General features: G+C 45.8%; 11 protein-coding genes. 2 read left to right on the top strand and 9 right to left on the bottom strand.

The window, feature by feature from the left end; all coding sequences use genetic code 11:
- Window positions 1-146: 146 nt before the first annotated feature.
- Window positions 147-632 carry a glucosaminidase domain-containing protein gene (locus tag DXA15_RS16180; RefSeq protein WP_128134694.1) on the bottom strand — a complete coding sequence of 162 codons (486 nt, stop codon included), beginning with the start codon at window positions 630-632 and terminating at the stop codon, window positions 147-149.
- 88 nt (window positions 633-720) lie between these two features.
- Between DXA15_RS16180 and DXA15_RS16175 the strand changes: the two genes are divergently transcribed.
- Complete coding sequence (locus DXA15_RS16175; RefSeq protein WP_128134696.1) at window positions 721-945, top strand: DUF4248 domain-containing protein; 225 nt, start codon at window positions 721-723, stop codon at window positions 943-945.
- Between the two features lie 14 nt (window positions 946-959).
- Here the strand turns inward: DXA15_RS16175 and DXA15_RS16170 are convergent, their stop codons facing one another.
- The 7 genes from DXA15_RS16170 to DXA15_RS16135 form a co-directional block, all read right to left on the bottom strand.
- Complete coding sequence (locus DXA15_RS16170; RefSeq protein WP_128134693.1) at window positions 960-1,415, bottom strand: HU family DNA-binding protein; 456 nt, start codon at window positions 1,413-1,415, stop codon at window positions 960-962.
- Window positions 1,416-1,759: 344 nt separating this feature from the next.
- Complete coding sequence (locus DXA15_RS16165) at window positions 1,760-3,967, bottom strand: DUF3987 domain-containing protein (RefSeq protein WP_128134692.1); 2,208 nt, start codon at window positions 3,965-3,967, stop codon at window positions 1,760-1,762.
- A 234-nt stretch (window positions 3,968-4,201) separates the two neighbouring features.
- Window positions 4,202-4,633, bottom strand: a complete 432-nt coding sequence (locus DXA15_RS16160; protein WP_128134691.1) for a hypothetical protein — start codon at window positions 4,631-4,633, stop codon at window positions 4,202-4,204.
- A 179-nt stretch (window positions 4,634-4,812) separates the two neighbouring features.
- Window positions 4,813-7,482 (bottom strand): DUF6383 domain-containing protein, encoded by a 2,670-nt coding sequence (locus tag DXA15_RS26735; protein WP_233567352.1) that lies wholly within the window; start codon window positions 7,480-7,482, stop codon window positions 4,813-4,815.
- The gene (locus DXA15_RS16150; RefSeq protein ID WP_128134690.1) at window positions 7,479-8,714 is read right to left on the bottom strand and encodes a hypothetical protein; all 1,236 of its coding nucleotides are present in this window, start codon (window positions 8,712-8,714) and stop codon (window positions 7,479-7,481) included. Before DXA15_RS16150 ends, DXA15_RS26735 begins: the two co-directional genes overlap by 4 nt.
- Window positions 8,715-9,209: 495 nt before the next feature.
- Window positions 9,210-9,419 carry a hypothetical protein gene (locus DXA15_RS16140; protein ID WP_128134688.1) on the bottom strand — a complete coding sequence of 70 codons (210 nt, stop codon included), beginning with the start codon at window positions 9,417-9,419 and terminating at the stop codon, window positions 9,210-9,212.
- Window positions 9,420-9,488: 69 nt separating this feature from the next.
- On the bottom strand, window positions 9,489-12,149 hold the full coding sequence (locus DXA15_RS16135) for a transglutaminase-like domain-containing protein (protein ID WP_199676334.1): 2,661 nt from the start codon (window positions 12,147-12,149) through the stop codon (window positions 9,489-9,491).
- Window positions 12,150-12,290: 141 nt separating this feature from the next.
- On the opposite strand from DXA15_RS16135, the gene DXA15_RS16130 reads away from it, so the two are divergent.
- Window positions 12,291-13,808, top strand: a complete 1,518-nt coding sequence (locus DXA15_RS16130; RefSeq protein WP_128134686.1) for a potassium/proton antiporter — start codon at window positions 12,291-12,293, stop codon at window positions 13,806-13,808.
- A gap of 179 nt (window positions 13,809-13,987) precedes the next feature.
- Here DXA15_RS16130 and DXA15_RS16125 read toward each other — a convergent pair whose 3' ends face one another.
- On the bottom strand, window positions 13,988-15,205 hold the full coding sequence (locus DXA15_RS16125) for a TlpA disulfide reductase family protein (protein ID WP_128134685.1): 1,218 nt from the start codon (window positions 15,203-15,205) through the stop codon (window positions 13,988-13,990).
- Window positions 15,206-15,214: the final 9 nt, after the last annotated feature.

Here is a 15,214-nt window from a genome sequence, read left to right as displayed (position 1 = left end):
CCATTTCTTAAAGCTTTCTATCTGAGAGAAATGTGGCTAAAGCCCAAAAAAGAACCAGCTTATAAACCGTCAGCTAAAGCAGACGGCAAATGAACCTGTAACAGATGAGTCACTTTGACAGTTGGATAGTTCAATTCTTTCTATCTTTACGCCGCCCTGCCCCGCATCCAATCATACATATCCTTCAATGTGATGATCTTTTCGGTTATAGCGACCAGGTTATGACGGTACTGTTCGCGGTTATCGCCGTTCTGCTCGCTGATATAGGGACTGTAGGCTATCTCTTTCGCATAGGATTCGGGCTGGCGGCTGAAACTCCAGGCACGGTGGTAGCCGGTACGGATCAGACGGGCAAAATCCAGGAATGAGAACTCTACACCGGCATAATGACGGAAATAATGTACCCCGCTGCCCCCTTCTATCTTCGCTCTCTCCCCATGCCAATAGCCGTTGGATGCCCCGTACCCCATGATACCGAAATAGTTATGATGTTCCTTGGCCAAATCCGAAGTACCCCACCCGCTTTCAAGTGCCCCCTGCGCCAGGATCACCACCGGGTTCATGTCATATGTCCAACCCGCCTTCTCGGCTGCCGGCAGACAAGTCTGTAAATACTGTATCTGTTTATCCATTTTATATGATATTAGTTAGTACTTTATTTGAATATGTGCATAATAATTCGTATATTTATTGATATATAAACCTTCAAATACATACCGTATGGAAAATTCATTCAATCAAAACAGAGTATGGGGATGGGGCGAGCTTGCCCTGCAATACTTTCCCAATATTTCACAGAAAAGTGCCACGATGCAATTGTTGAAATGGGTCCGCGTAAGCAGGGAGCTCGTCGACCAGCTGGAAAAATCAGGCTGGCATCCCGGCAAGAAATACCTCACGCCCAGACAGAAGGACTATATCGTCCGACACCTGGGTGAGCCGTAAAAACGGCCGGCAGGCTATTCAATCTCCGGGCGGTCTCCACCACCGCCTTCCTCCCCTTTTCCTTCCTCCTTATCCGACGGATCAGGAATCTTTTCGAAACTGAAATTGGCCACCGCTTCACGTAACACCTTGCCGGGACGGAAAACGATCCGTTTACTTTTGATCAGCGACTGGTTGAATTCCTTTTTCGTAGCCGTCCCGCTACTGCCGAACTGCAACTGGAAATTCCCCAGTTCGCCCACCTGTACCACCTCGCCTTTTCCCAAGCTGCGCTTCATCACCTCGATCAACGAATCGAGGATTAGCCGCACATCCCCCGGCGAAGCGGTAGACGAGAGCGAAATCAGGTCGCACAACTCATACATGTCGCACGTTCCCGTCGCCTTTGCGTTGGCATAATACAACTTACTCCCTTCCACTGCATCTTTACGCAAGTCCTTTCGTAATACCAATGTGTACTTTGCTGGCATAATCTTCTTTGTTTTTAATTAAACACCTTGTTTATAATCACATAACAAAGATACAACCGCCCGACCCGGACGAACGGAAAGCCGAGGAAGGAGGGGGAAAAAATGGAAAGAAAAGGAAGAAAGGGGAAAGAAAACACCTAAAATAAGCATACCCTAATAACCGACTATATTTTCTCTACCCTATAATGTACATCCCCACCCCCTATACCCCGTCCCTCCTCTCCCTATACCCCATTGCACGACAGGGTATAGGGGAAAATTTTGTTTTTCAAAGGGGAATGTTTTCAAAAGGACAAAACGGCCAATTTGGCCACCGCCACAATTTGGACATGCAGGAAGGTAGGTCAAGCAGCCGGAGGGGTGTTCTTACGGTAAACACCGGGAGCGATACGGGTGACATAGTGCGGGTCAAGCCGTTTCAAATGACGGCGGATACTACGTTCTTTGATGCCGACGGATTCGCCTTGCGTGTATAACTCCGACAGGGTGAACTCTTCCGGCAACTGCTCGAAAAGGCGGCGGAAATAATCGGGACAGGTCAGCTCCGGTATATCGGCAGAAGCAGCCAGCTGCGTCATCAACAGGCGGCTATGCGCCAAGCAGACATCGATGATGGCGAGGGCGGCATGAAAGTGGGCATCGCTGCAAAAAAGCTCGTCCACCCCGTAATCGAGCTTGGCCGCCTCCAAGGCAGTAAAGATCATGCAAAGGCGGTAGGCCATCAGACCGTGGCGCTTCACCGCACCGAGAAAAGACTCGCTACCGAACAGGTAGGTTTCACGTAACAGCCGGCCGAAATGGCTGTTCAACTCACGCCACTGCTCACCGGTCAGCCGTACCCGCAAAGGCCGTTTACGCAACAATACCGCCATCTCCATCACCTGCTCCGACAAGGCATCGAGATATTGCTCGTAACGGTCGGCCTCGCCTGACGACGATACATCCTGCCAGACCGCCGCGCTACGGCAGGTATAGAGCAACAGACGGCTCGCCAACCCATTCTCGGCATCGGGTATCAAACGGGAGAACTGCCCCGGCGTACCCGCCAGTAAGACCGCCAGGCGCGGACGCGGGATACGGATCATCTCGTTGTCAGTCTTGCGCGACGAAGCGACCGGCTCATGGTGGAACGCCTTGCGCAACAGGTCGTCGAACTGCCCGTAGTCCTGCCGTCCGGCGCTGATCAGCGTGTCGATCTCGCTATCGGCCATCAACCCACCTATCTCGCCATTGTCTGCCAGGTGTACCAGCAGCTTGGCCTTGGTGATCTGCGTGGGGATGAAGAAGTAACAGGTCGATGCCTTCACCGGGACATCTGCCACACGAACCGCCTGTTTCTTCTGGCGGGCAGCCGCTTTCTTCACTTCCCATTCTTCCAGCTCCTGGCGGTATGCCTCTTCCTTGCGTTTCGTTTCAGCCTCGATCAACAGGGCATAGCGGTCTGCCAACCGCCGCATGTCGTTGATGCAGCCTTTCCCGTTGCCCGCCGGTGCCACTTCGACAGTGAACAGGTGCGGATATACCTTCTTTCGGTTGTAAACACCCCATACCCCCGGCAGGCAGGCGCTGAGCACCGTGCAAGCTGCCAAAAGAGCCATGTCGCGCTCACGCGGATCGGTATAAAAACAGATGGCTTTTTCAAACAGCGGAGGCAGGTCAGTTAGGATCTCCGGAGGCAGTAGCGGAGTGCGTTCGCGCAGCTCCTCACCCGAAATTGTGTCGATGGCCAAATTGGCCGTTTTGTCCTTTTGCCCTTTCGGGCGGGTGGCATATTCCACCTTATTGCCCTGATAGGCAGAAGATAACGCCAGACGAATCTCTTCGTCGGAGAAGTCGGGGGCGTGCATCAAGGGGATGCAGAAAGCAGCTGTTTCATCGCAACCGAACCCTCTGCGGTTAGCCTCACAGCCGAGGCGGTAGACGGTCTGGTTGCGGTTACCCTCCATCGCCGGATGGGCACGCAGCCAGTCGTGCACGAAGAGTTGCGCAGGCAAGACAGAAGCGGGGGTGAACACCTCTGCCTCCGGATTGTAGTACGCCTCCGGATCGTTGCTCACGTAGCAGCAGCGGCTGATATCCTTGCAAGCCCGGTCGCAGAAGATCCCCGCCAACTGCTCGTAGCGGGCTGCCACCGCGGCAAAAGCGGCGGCATGTGCTTCGCGGGGAGTATCGACACGGACAAACACCTTCAATCCCTCCCCACCGGGACTGACGAAAAGGGCCAGTGTACAGGCTTGCTGACGGAACAGGGCAGCCAACCCTTTCGGGTTGGCCACATGATCGAAATCAAGCCCCACAATGCCACTATACTGCTCCAACTGGTTGGCACGGTGCCCACCTTGGAACATACCCGAAGGGGTGAAACCGGGGAGCTGTCCTTTTTGTTTACGGGCACCCTCCTTATCGCCCGCTGCCAGGGAGGCACGATAGGCGGTGATGACAGCCTCCCAACGACGGGTGCGGATCAGGATGATGATTTCTTCCAATGTGCAGGGGACAGAGCCCGGCAGATACAATTTCTCGAAAAAGGAAAGAGTAGGTATTGCATTCATATGCTTTAGATTTTAAGGCCGCAAAGCCGATTAATAATAGCCAAAGATACAGGCTTCTTCCTGAGAAAACAAGCCTATAAAACGACCGGCTACTTCTATTTACCAATTTTGATTATCAATGATTTAATAGCAATATCAGAGAGAAATCACCCTTTTAACAGCAAAAAGCGGTCGTTTAATAGGGGAAAGGGGAAGAAATTTATTTTTTTACCCCATAGAACGTTACCGGTTTCCCTACAATAACTCCTGTTCCTCTTCCGAGATATAGTAGTTGCGCTGGACGGTACCTAGGGAAACCCCGAAGTCGAAACAATTGCACATCAAGTGGAAGAAACAACCGTCGCGTTCAGCTCCCGAATGTTTTTTCAAGAAACGGTCGATGCGTTTCAATTCTTTCAGTACATCGGCATGGCTGCCTTTGGGAATTACCTGCCGGTCTTCGGGATAGATGACCGTCGCTCCGAGGCGTTCAGACAGGATGGATTTATACTTGGCCAGTTGCCGTTTGTTACTACGCGACAGTGTGCCGCACGATTCGTTCATGCTGCGCAGGCGATCAATCTCATCGCAAAGAGCATCCAGGGTCAGCGATGCCGTTAGGATTTCTTTTTTTTCATGCTGTTTACTGATATTAAATAACGAAAGCCCCGGCAGAAATAAATCCACCGGGGCTTTGTTTTTTGCCTGCCGCCGTTCTTCGCAGAGAGACGGCAGAAAGAACTTTATTTCATTACTTTAGTATTAATATCGACCACTTTTTCACCTCTCACAGGTTAATTAGTAGAGACAGACGTATCAATCCGTCTCTACCGCGCAGTCAGAATCTATTGATTATAAATAATTTCTTATTTTACGATTGCTTTAACAGCAGCTTCACCTTCGACTGCTACGACTACTACACCAGCAGGAGTAGAGATCTGAGCTTCGTCGGATGCAACTACTGTGTTGGCAACAGTCTGACCAAGTACGTTAGTGATTACTACGTTCTTACCGGCTGCACCCTTAACAGTTACTACACCGTTACCAGCGATAACGCTGATTGAAGATGTTGTAATGTCGTCGTTGGCAGTAGCTTCTTCGTCTGTTGTTTCGAAGTAGAATACACCAGACTGACCAATTCTTTCAGCAATATTACTAGTACCCCATTCATGGTCGCCTGCATCTGTTCCTAATTTAGCCAATACAGGAACACCGTTTTCAGTCTTAACCCATGCACCTTCGAAAGAACCAATCTTTGAAACATCTTCCAGATAAGATTCCAACAAGAACGGTTCGCTCAGTTCAACTGTACCTTCATTGTCTGATTTTGTCTTACGCAAAGAGAATGTATGGTTTGTATTTACATCTCCGGCGATTGAGTGACGAGTTACCCATTTGTTAGCAGTCTTACCGCTTTCGATTACCAAATATTTAGGATCCAGCACCTTGCCTTTAGCCACATAAGTTGCCTGAGGTTCAACACCGTTATCCTTCACAGTCATCAAGTCTTTCAGTTTATAACCATAATTTACAACATAGAAGTATTCTTTATCACCTTCTACCTGGTGGATACCTTCTACGAAGCCCAGACGAGTGTAGCTGTTGAACTTATACAAGTCAGCATCATGCATCATGTTGTTATTCTGAGAAATAGAGTCTTCCAGATTTACCAAGAACCAACCGGCTGTATAACCGTTGTATGCTTCGAAGTGAACTTCGCCATCATCTTCAGCTTCTTCCTTCAATTCCCAGTAACCGTGGATTCTAGAAGAATGGTCGCAAATGTATCCGTCACGAATTGAGTCTACACGTACACCGAACAAATAACGCTGCATGTTAGGATTGTCTTTAACAACTTCGTCCACATACAATGCAGGTTTAGTTGTCAGACCTTTGCTTTCAACACCCAAATAATGGAAGTCAGGATTGATATCCTGGATCAAACTTACCTTGTTTGCATCGTTGCCATCTTCAAACAGATAGTTCTTTTCTGCCAACTGCTGGAAGAACTTGATGTTGCTGTTCAGATCAACCTTATAATCGGCTGCGATGTTGATATACTGGTTAACCGGATTACCGCTGAAGTAGAATGCATCAGATACGTCATTCGGCTGATCTTCCAGGTTGTTGTCGCGCAATACACGCATTTCAGAACCGGCTTCTACAGCAGCTTTCATCCAACCGTTATCAGACATCAAGTCATATACATTACCAGTCAAGTCTAAGATATTATCTGCACTCAATGTCTTAGGAGCATTGATGTCAACCATCACATAGCAAGTATCAACCGGATTTCCACCTTCCAAGTTGATCTGATCGGCTTTCAGATAGAATACACCTAACTTCTTGTAGTAGTTATCCATTTCAGAAAGCTTCATAGCTTTGTAATAGTAACGTCCATCGTTATCACGAACAGAAGCCAAGAACAATTCATCGTTGTCGATCAGGTTATTGTCTTTCACCTTGATCAGGTAGGCTTTACGTTTCAGTTGATTCAAAACAGCCTTTTCTTCCACTTCATTACCAGCTTTGCAATCTACGATTTCTTTCAATTCAGCTCCGAATTGATATTCTTTAGCACCTTGGTTAGTAGCCAAAGTAGCTTCGGCAATTTCGAAGATTGTTGCATCACCTTCTTCTACTGCGATGTTGTTACCTTTGACATGTTTCAAAACAGCATCCACATAACCGTTGTTCCAGTTGATCTGGTAGTTGTTTTCAACACCGTCGTTCAATTCGTCTTTAGTAAACCATTTGTAACCGTGAGTTTCAGTATAAGCGATTTCTTCTTCCACTTCCTGAATGTCCATAATATCAACTACGCGCAATAAGTTTTCTTTAAACCAACCGATATTTGATTCATATCCTGCACTATAGTTACCGGTACGATCAATGAAGCGGTAAGCCTCGATCTTGTGACCTTTTGCATCCTGTCCTTCTACTTTGTAAAGCTGTCCTTCGAACACAACACCCGGATATTCACGGTTCTGGATCTGTACATAGTTAGCCAAACCTTCTTCCGGACAACCCAGCTGCTTAACTACCCACATTGTAGCCGGCATCAAAGAGTAATCCTGGTTCTTAGCTTCAGTGTCATACATCAACTTAGAGGCCATGTTGTGTACGATGCTCATACCTTTGCTACGGTTTCTCTCATCAGCATCCTTATTGGCCAAATTGATATAATACAATCCGTCGGGAACAGTTGTACGAGTCAGATATGCAAACGGACGGTTGATAGTCAGTTTAACAAACTGCGTATTTGTATTGTCATAAACCACTGTCAATACATCCTTACCTGAAACGTCGTCGATAGCCAAAGCAACTGTTCTTGAACCTGTATTCGGGTTATAGAAGTCATTAACCAATGTATTAGCCTTTGAATACTGCATAGTAGCAAAAGACTTCGTACATTCAGAATCTTTCCAGTCTTTGCCATCTTCAAACGGAGCCTGTACAGCAGCGTTCAGCGGTTCCAACACGATGCTATCGTTTGTCGGGAAGTAAGTAGCACGGAAATAATAACGGGCTTTCATGTAGCGTCATCATCCTCCTTCCAATTTTTCAATGCAAACTTAACTGCCGGTGAACTCAAGCTCTGATTTGATTTGTAATAAATGGCAGTATCGGCCAACAGATATTTACCTTTATCATCTGCAACTTTACTGTTGACCACTTTAAAGTTCAAGTTAAACAAAGAATCGCTAACAACATGTCCTCCGTCGTATTCATCCGCTTCAAAATCTCTACCATTAACAGTTACACGTTTTATTGTATTCAGATCAGCACTTTCCAAACCTGCAGCATCTGTTTCCGCTGTAAATTCCAATTCATTTCCAGCTTTAGCATCGTTCAAATAACCTAAGAAGTTTTCTGCACCTTGCATGTCTTTGAACAAATTGAAGAAGAACGACTGGTTGTTACCTTTATCATCAGCATCCATACGAGTATTGAACTGCTCAGCTGTCATATGGAACGGATAAGCCACAACAGGTTTGATTGCCAAAGCATCATCAACGTTGCTAATATCATTGCTTGACATTTTGACAACTTTAGCTTTAACAAATTTGCTATTCTCTTGATTTGCGCCAAATTCAAAGCCAGTCACTTCCAACTTATTACGCAAAAAGTCACCATCATCAGTATCCTCTTCATAAGCCAGATACATTACTTCTTCATATTTCTGGTTATGCAAAGAAGCATACATCTTAGTATAATCTTTCTTTTCATCTCTATTGAAATCATACCAAGCCCAAACTTTCGTACCGTCTCTCATTTCAGAAATTTCGTTATTCTTAATAACAGAATGGTCGAAAGTCAATTCCAATCCGGTTTCTTTGTTAACCAATGTCCAATGTCCACCGGTAGCTTCATCTTTTTTACCATACGTAAGTTTCCAAAGGGATGCATTCAACGGAGCATCGGCTTTTGCCACTGTACGCAGGTAAATTTTACCTGTTAGGTAATCACGTTCCTGAATCAGGACATCGGCAACATCAGTCGCGCCATTGAAAACTTCCAACTGATACCACAAACCATCTTCAACAACGTTCACGTCTTTAGTAAATTTACCGTCGTTGTAATAGAATAGTCCTTCATCGTCAGAAACCAATGCGTTATCCCAACCCGCCGACTTCGTCTCAAATGTACGATAGGCAGCCTGCGGAGCTGAAGGTCTAGTATACTTCCAGTTTGTTTCCGTAAACTGAGCAGAAACACTACCTGCCATCAGCGCAAGCGCCATAAGCGTAGAAAACTTTTTGTTCATAAATCTTTAATTTAATATTAATAATAGTGTTACTTAAAAAGCCTTTTAACCATAGATCCAGGAACGCACCCAAAAGCAAATGACTAGAAAAAACGTTCCTTTTTTCTCGCCATTATTTCTTGCTCATTTTATCTTTGTGTTCAAAAGGGCGATTTTCGTACTTACTTTGCTATTCTGTTGATAAGAAAGGATATAGGAAAGAAAAAAATATTTTGAAAATGGTTGGAGGATTAAAAGAATGTGGTAACTTTGCTGGCGAGAAAAAAGGAACCTTTCTTTTAGTCATTACTATTCATTCGTAATTATACTACAAAACAATATATTATCTATCATTTCACATTATAATTATATGTATGGATTTAAACACGCGTACATATATTAATATGCTGATACACAGTATACCTCTTTGTGGAAATTTGACATGCAAATGTTAAAAGGATTATTTCAGGCACAAAAAAGGCCATCGTTAAAAACGATAGCCCTGACTCATCAATCCTATAAAAAGGACTTACAAGCTATTAATTTCTTCTTCGGAAAGACCCGAAGCAATTGAAATAGCTTTAATATCCACCCTTGTCTTTTCAAATTTGCAGCCATAAAGCGAAGTCCTCCGATACGCCCTTCTATCGTCTCAGAAGGCAATTCCACATTCAGGAAAGTTAGATCGACAATACTGCGCTCTCCATCGAACGCTAGTCCTTCCATAGAAAAACCCTGTATCCGGAAGTTTCTTTACTACCGAATACAGGGCTGATTATTTATGCGAATTGTATTTTACAACTTATGTATCACCTTCATCAACTGTTCGCCCAGGCCGATGGTGTATCCCTGAGATACGAATACGACACGGTTGAAGGTATCGGCGATGATGAAGATCGGAAGCTGGCTGGCATTCTGTAACTTCATGGCCGATGCAATCTCTTTCCGGATATGGTTGTCGGCATCGATACCGTATGTGATTGTGCCCGGCAGGTCGCCGAACTCTTTCGGATCGAAGTTTTTGTAACCTTTTTCATCCGGAAACAGAAGCACCATGCTACGGCCCCATCCTTCCAGATCTTTCTTCACGGCTGCGATATCGCGCATAGCGTGGTTGGTCGGTTCCTGACGGGCTCCCAGGATGGCTACAACGAAATAACCACGGCCGGTTGTTGCCAGTACGCTGGTTTCTTCACCGTTATCGGCACGTTTGAACTTGTTTTCCGAATTGAAGTTACCGATCACCTGTACTTCGTCGGTGTTCTCACGCATTTCCAGTTTAGTATCTGTTGTCTTGTCCGGTTCTACATTGAAGAAAGATACTTCGGCCAGGACGCTGCCGTTTGCCATACGGGTTCCGGTTACCATCATATAGTTACCTTCGTCCATCGACAACGGTTTCTTCAGCATGCTGCTCCAGGTATCGCCAACACCCATATCTACATTGCCGGTACGTTCGAAGTTCAATGTCTGCAACTTCGCATCCGGAAGAATCTTGGCAATCGTGAAGTGGCTGTAATATTTCGGATCCTGCAAAGCCTTGATCGGGCTGTAGGAAGCGACCACCTTACCTTGTTTGGCTGTAGTCTGAACGGCTGCTTCGAAGTCAACGTCCATCCAGTTGCCATCCTTCATATACTGTACCTTACGGGCTACCGGTTCGATACGTGCCGGGATACCCAGGCTACGGGCAGCAGCCACAAAGAAGATATTGCGTGAACCCTTATCGGCTATGCGGGCCTTGAACACACCCATCGGCATAACCGGGATACGCTGCGGATTCAGATCATCATTGATTGTGATATTCTTTTTCACCCACTCAACCAAAGCCTGCGGGTCCTCTTTTGCCTGTTTCGCCAGTGCAGCATCTACATTTGCCTGGAAATAGCTGCGATACGGAGTAAGGAACTCGTTAGCTATGCGCGGGTTCAATATATAATTATTGAACTGTTCACTCTTCACTTCTTCCGCATTATTCAGGTGATCTGCCAGAACGGAAGCCGGCGTATCACGAAGGTCTTTAGCCGAAATCACATCCAGTAACGCCATAGCAACCGGACGTTTATCAGCCGGGGTTTCACGCAGGAACTTTTCGATTTCCATCCAGTTACCGCGGCTGCCGATCAGAAAGTCGGAAGTCTTCAGCGGGTCGATGCCGAGTTCTTTAGCCAAGGCTTCGGCTTTTTCTTCGGTATAGAAAGTTGCTACATATTTGTTACGGATAGCATCTTCTTCCAACAGGCGTTTAGCGTTAGCCTCTTTCTGTTCCGGAGTTACTTCGGCAGGGATAGAACCTTCTACCGGAGGAATAATGTCAAGAGTAACTGCTCCTAATGCATCACCCGGTTTCTTATCCAGCTTGATCGTCGCGTCACCTTTTCCAAAAGATACTTTATCGAAACCGAATTTACCGTCTTTGGTTGCCCATACGAACATATCACCTTTACCGGCGGTCAGGAAAGTCTTTCCTTCAGCATCGGTTTTCTTATTGGCTACGGTATAGAACTCTGCATAGTTGTAGATTTTAAATTCCACGTTTGCATCGGGGACAGGGTTACCGTCGGTATCGACTACGGTCACGATGGCTTTGCCTGTCGGTGCGTAGTTGTCGATCACATTGATTTCTGTGTAACCGTCTGTTTCAAGCATCACTTCTTCCGGACCGTTATATTTGCCGAATACCTTCGTATGCATCAGCATACCCCGGTAAGCCGGACCGTTAAACCATCCCAGATTCAGAACCGGTTCCGGTTCGCAGGCACCCAGGAAATACCATTTGCCGTTCACCCAGGCTTCTACCCAGGCATGATTGTCGTCGGTATGTGCCCAACGCGGGGTATATACCTGACGTGCAGGGATACCTACCGAACGAAGCGCAGCCACCGTAAAGGTAGACTCCTCACCGCAACGGCCATAAGCTGTCTTTACAGAAGCCAGCGGAGAGCTGGTACGGGCATCGGAGGGCGTATAAATCACCTTTTCATGACACCAGTGGTTTACTTCCAGCACGGCATCGTATAAGGACATACCTTTCACACGGTCTTTCAGTTCGTCGAAGAAGACCATACGGCTTTCGTCCAGGTTCTCGTTGTTTACACGGATAGGAAGAACAAAATGACGGAAGATGTCTTCAGGGATACTGTCGCCCCACGGCATTTCCTGCTTTGCCTGGAAAGAACTGCGGATATTATCCAGGTAAAGTTTTCCATCATAGTCGGTAATGTCGCCGATCGGCATATAGGCATACAGGAATGTAAGCGCCTCTTTTTCTTCCGGCGTCATTTGTTGATTGAAAACTGCAAACAGATCTCCGTCAGGCAGGGCTGCCTGTTTGGCCTGGAAATCTTTCTCTACTTCGGCTCTGAATGCATTGTCAGAGATAAAGTGCTTCTCTTTGTTACACGCCGTCCCTATCAGGAGAGCGAACAATAATACGAATAAATGTGTTTTATGCATAGTGTTTATTTTACGCCGGCAAATATACGTAATATATTCATTAATCAGTATATAAGCTTGTTTTTTCGGCATTCAAACCATTGTAGTTTCAGTTTTTTTTCGTTATTTTGAAAGATAATTTAGAGTAAACCGTTTCCGCTTATGTTCCACGACTTAGACATTTTACATAATGCGGAGGGAATCTTGTTGATTGCTTCCGTCATTCTTTTTTTCAGTATTTTCGCCGGTAAGGCAGGTTATCGTTTCGGACTCCCCGCCTTGTTATTATTCCTGGGAGTCGGTATGTTGTTCGGCAGTGACGGACTTGGTATCCAGTTCAGTAATCCCAATGCGGCACAGTTTATCGGTATGCTGGCTTTGAGTATCATCCTGTTCTCAGGTGGTATGGACACGAAGATATCAGAAGTAAAACCGATTGCTCCACAAGGGGTTATCCTTGCGACGATCGGGGTATTGGCTACCACCTTTATAACGGGTGGTTTCATCTATTACTTGTCCAAACTGGTCACCGGCTACGAGACGCTGACTCTTCCGGAGTCGCTGTTGATGGCGGCCGTCATGTCGTCAACCGATTCGGCTTCCGTATTCTCTATCCTGCGAAGCAAAGGGGTGTACCTGAAAGAACGGCTTCGTCCGACATTGGAGTTAGAAAGTGGTAGTAACGACCCGATGGCGTATATGCTGACTTTGTTACTGATCGCTTATATACAGACGGCAGGGATGAACCTGGCTGATGCTGCTTTATCGCTGGTTATCCAGTTGTCGGTGGGTGCTATTGCCGGTTTCCTGTTAGGAAAGACAGCTGTATTTATCATTAACAAGATAGATATCGACAACGAATCGTTGTATCCGATCCTGCTGTTGGCTACTGCATTCTTTACTTTTGCCGCCACTACGCTATGTAAAGGAAACGGCTACCTGGCCGTATATATAGCCGGCTTGGTGGTAGGAAATGCCAAGATTGTACATAAAAAGAGTATCGGTACGTTCTTCGACGGTTTTGCCTGGTTATGGCAGATCGTGATGTTCCTTACGCTCGGATTGCTTGTCAACCCGCACGAACTGCTGCCGGTTGCCCCCATCGGGTTAACGGTCGGTATCTTTATGATTATCTTCGCCCGTCCGATCAGCGTGTTCCTTTGCCTGATTCCTTATAAAAACTTCTCCTTCAAAGGGAAGTTGTATATATCGTGGGTAGGACTACGCGGTGCCGTACCGATCATCTTCGCCACTTATCCGATGATTGCGGGAATAGAACATGCCGGACTGATATTCAATGTGGTATTCTTTATCACCATCCTTTCATTGCTGATACAAGGCACCACCGTAACACAGGCAGCCAAATGGCTGGATATGATTGACGAACCGGAACGAAAAGATGTATTCGGTATCGAACTTCCGGAAGGCATCAAGAGTGCGATGAGTGAAATAGACATTACCCCAGAAGTGCTTACGCACGGGAATAAACTGATGGAACTCACCTTGCCCGACCATACGCTGGCGGTTATGGTGATGCGCGACGGACGTTATTTCATCCCTAAAGGCAATACGGTCCTTATGGAAAACGATAAGTTACTGATGATCTCCGATAACGACGAAGCGTTGCTCCAGGCTTATGAGGCACTGGGGATCACAGACTATACGCTGACAAAGAATTAATATTACTATAATCTGAATCTTCGTTTCTCCCGAGGAAACCCTTGTTTCTTGCGGGAGAAACTTTTGTTTTCCGCTGAAGAAACTTTTGTTTCACCTGGAGAAAATAGGTGAAACACCTGGGGAGGAATGAACAACTTCCTGAAGACGTTTCCTCGTTCTCGAGTACTTTTTCAATGACACTAGTTCGATTTTAATAGCTCATCTATTGCTTGGGTTATTTCTTTCCCGGTATGTTCCAGATTATAACCTTTTATGATTCGTTTTATAACTCTGTTCTCATCCAGTATGAAGAAAAAAGGAACGCCTCGGTCGCCATTCAGATAAGTATTCACTATTTCATCGTTACCGGCAAGAAACAAGTAGTTTATATGTTGCCTATTTGCATAATTCTGAAGTGACGGCATTTTCCGATTCCAGATTTCAACGGCAAGAACCGTCAGTTGTTCTGCGCTGTATGTCTCTTTCAATTTATTTAGGAAAGGGATAGAAGCTGCGCAAGGGCCGCAACCGATTCCGGTAAATTCCATTACAATGACTTTACTACTCAGGTCGAACAATGAGACTTGCAGATCTTTGGTATCCGTTAAAGTCCAATCGGGAGCTTTTTGCCCAGTAATATTTACCTCTGGCTTGGTGTCATATTTCTTGTCATATTCTCTGACCTCGTAATCTGCCGGGATGTAGTCGGAGGCAGTAATTCCTTTAGCGCTCAGTGTATTAAACTGGCCTTCTATATAAGTATATTCAGTTATGTTATGTGACATTTCTCTTCTGACCTTGTAGGGTAAATTATCCGATTTACGGATGTGTACCTCATATATGGAAGTCGGGTCTTGGTAGAACGGTGGCTTGGGAAGATGGTAAGGTCGTCCGAAAAATTCAACTTGTACATCTTCGTTAATAACCAAACTAAGCAGATATTCATCTCCGCAATCTTTCATGTCCACGGAGATACTGTCCTGGGTTGTCAGCACATATTTAATAATATTCTTCGCATAGTTGAAATAAGGAGTTCCTACGCCTACCAGTCTGAAAGGCAGGTTTCTGCGAGTAAAATCATCAACCATAACTCCGTGTTTGTCATGGTAAAAGGATAGACGTACATACCCATCATAACAGGAACTTATTTGCTTTTTCTCAGCATCCGAATAGTCCGTATAACTGGCACCTACCGCAGTGTCTGCCGGATTATCATATTCTTCTACAAATGTATAGACAGAATAGCTCGGTATTGTGTCGCCCGGTTCCCAAGCTTCACTCTGCAAACGGTAAGTAGCCGTTTTTATCTTCTCCAAATTATCTAATACTTTTCTTAAGTATTCACTCCTGTCTTCCGTTCCGTTCCCCGTCATTACTGCTGACAAAAAGAGAACGATAAATAACAATTTTGTTCTCATGGTATAATT

Source organism: Parabacteroides sp. AM58-2XD (assembly GCF_003463685.1).
GTDB classification, from domain to species: Bacteria; Bacteroidota; Bacteroidia; order Bacteroidales; family Tannerellaceae; genus Parabacteroides; species Parabacteroides segnis.
The sequence above is the reverse complement of the archived record's forward strand: the minus strand, read 5'-3'. Positions and strand labels throughout refer to the sequence as shown.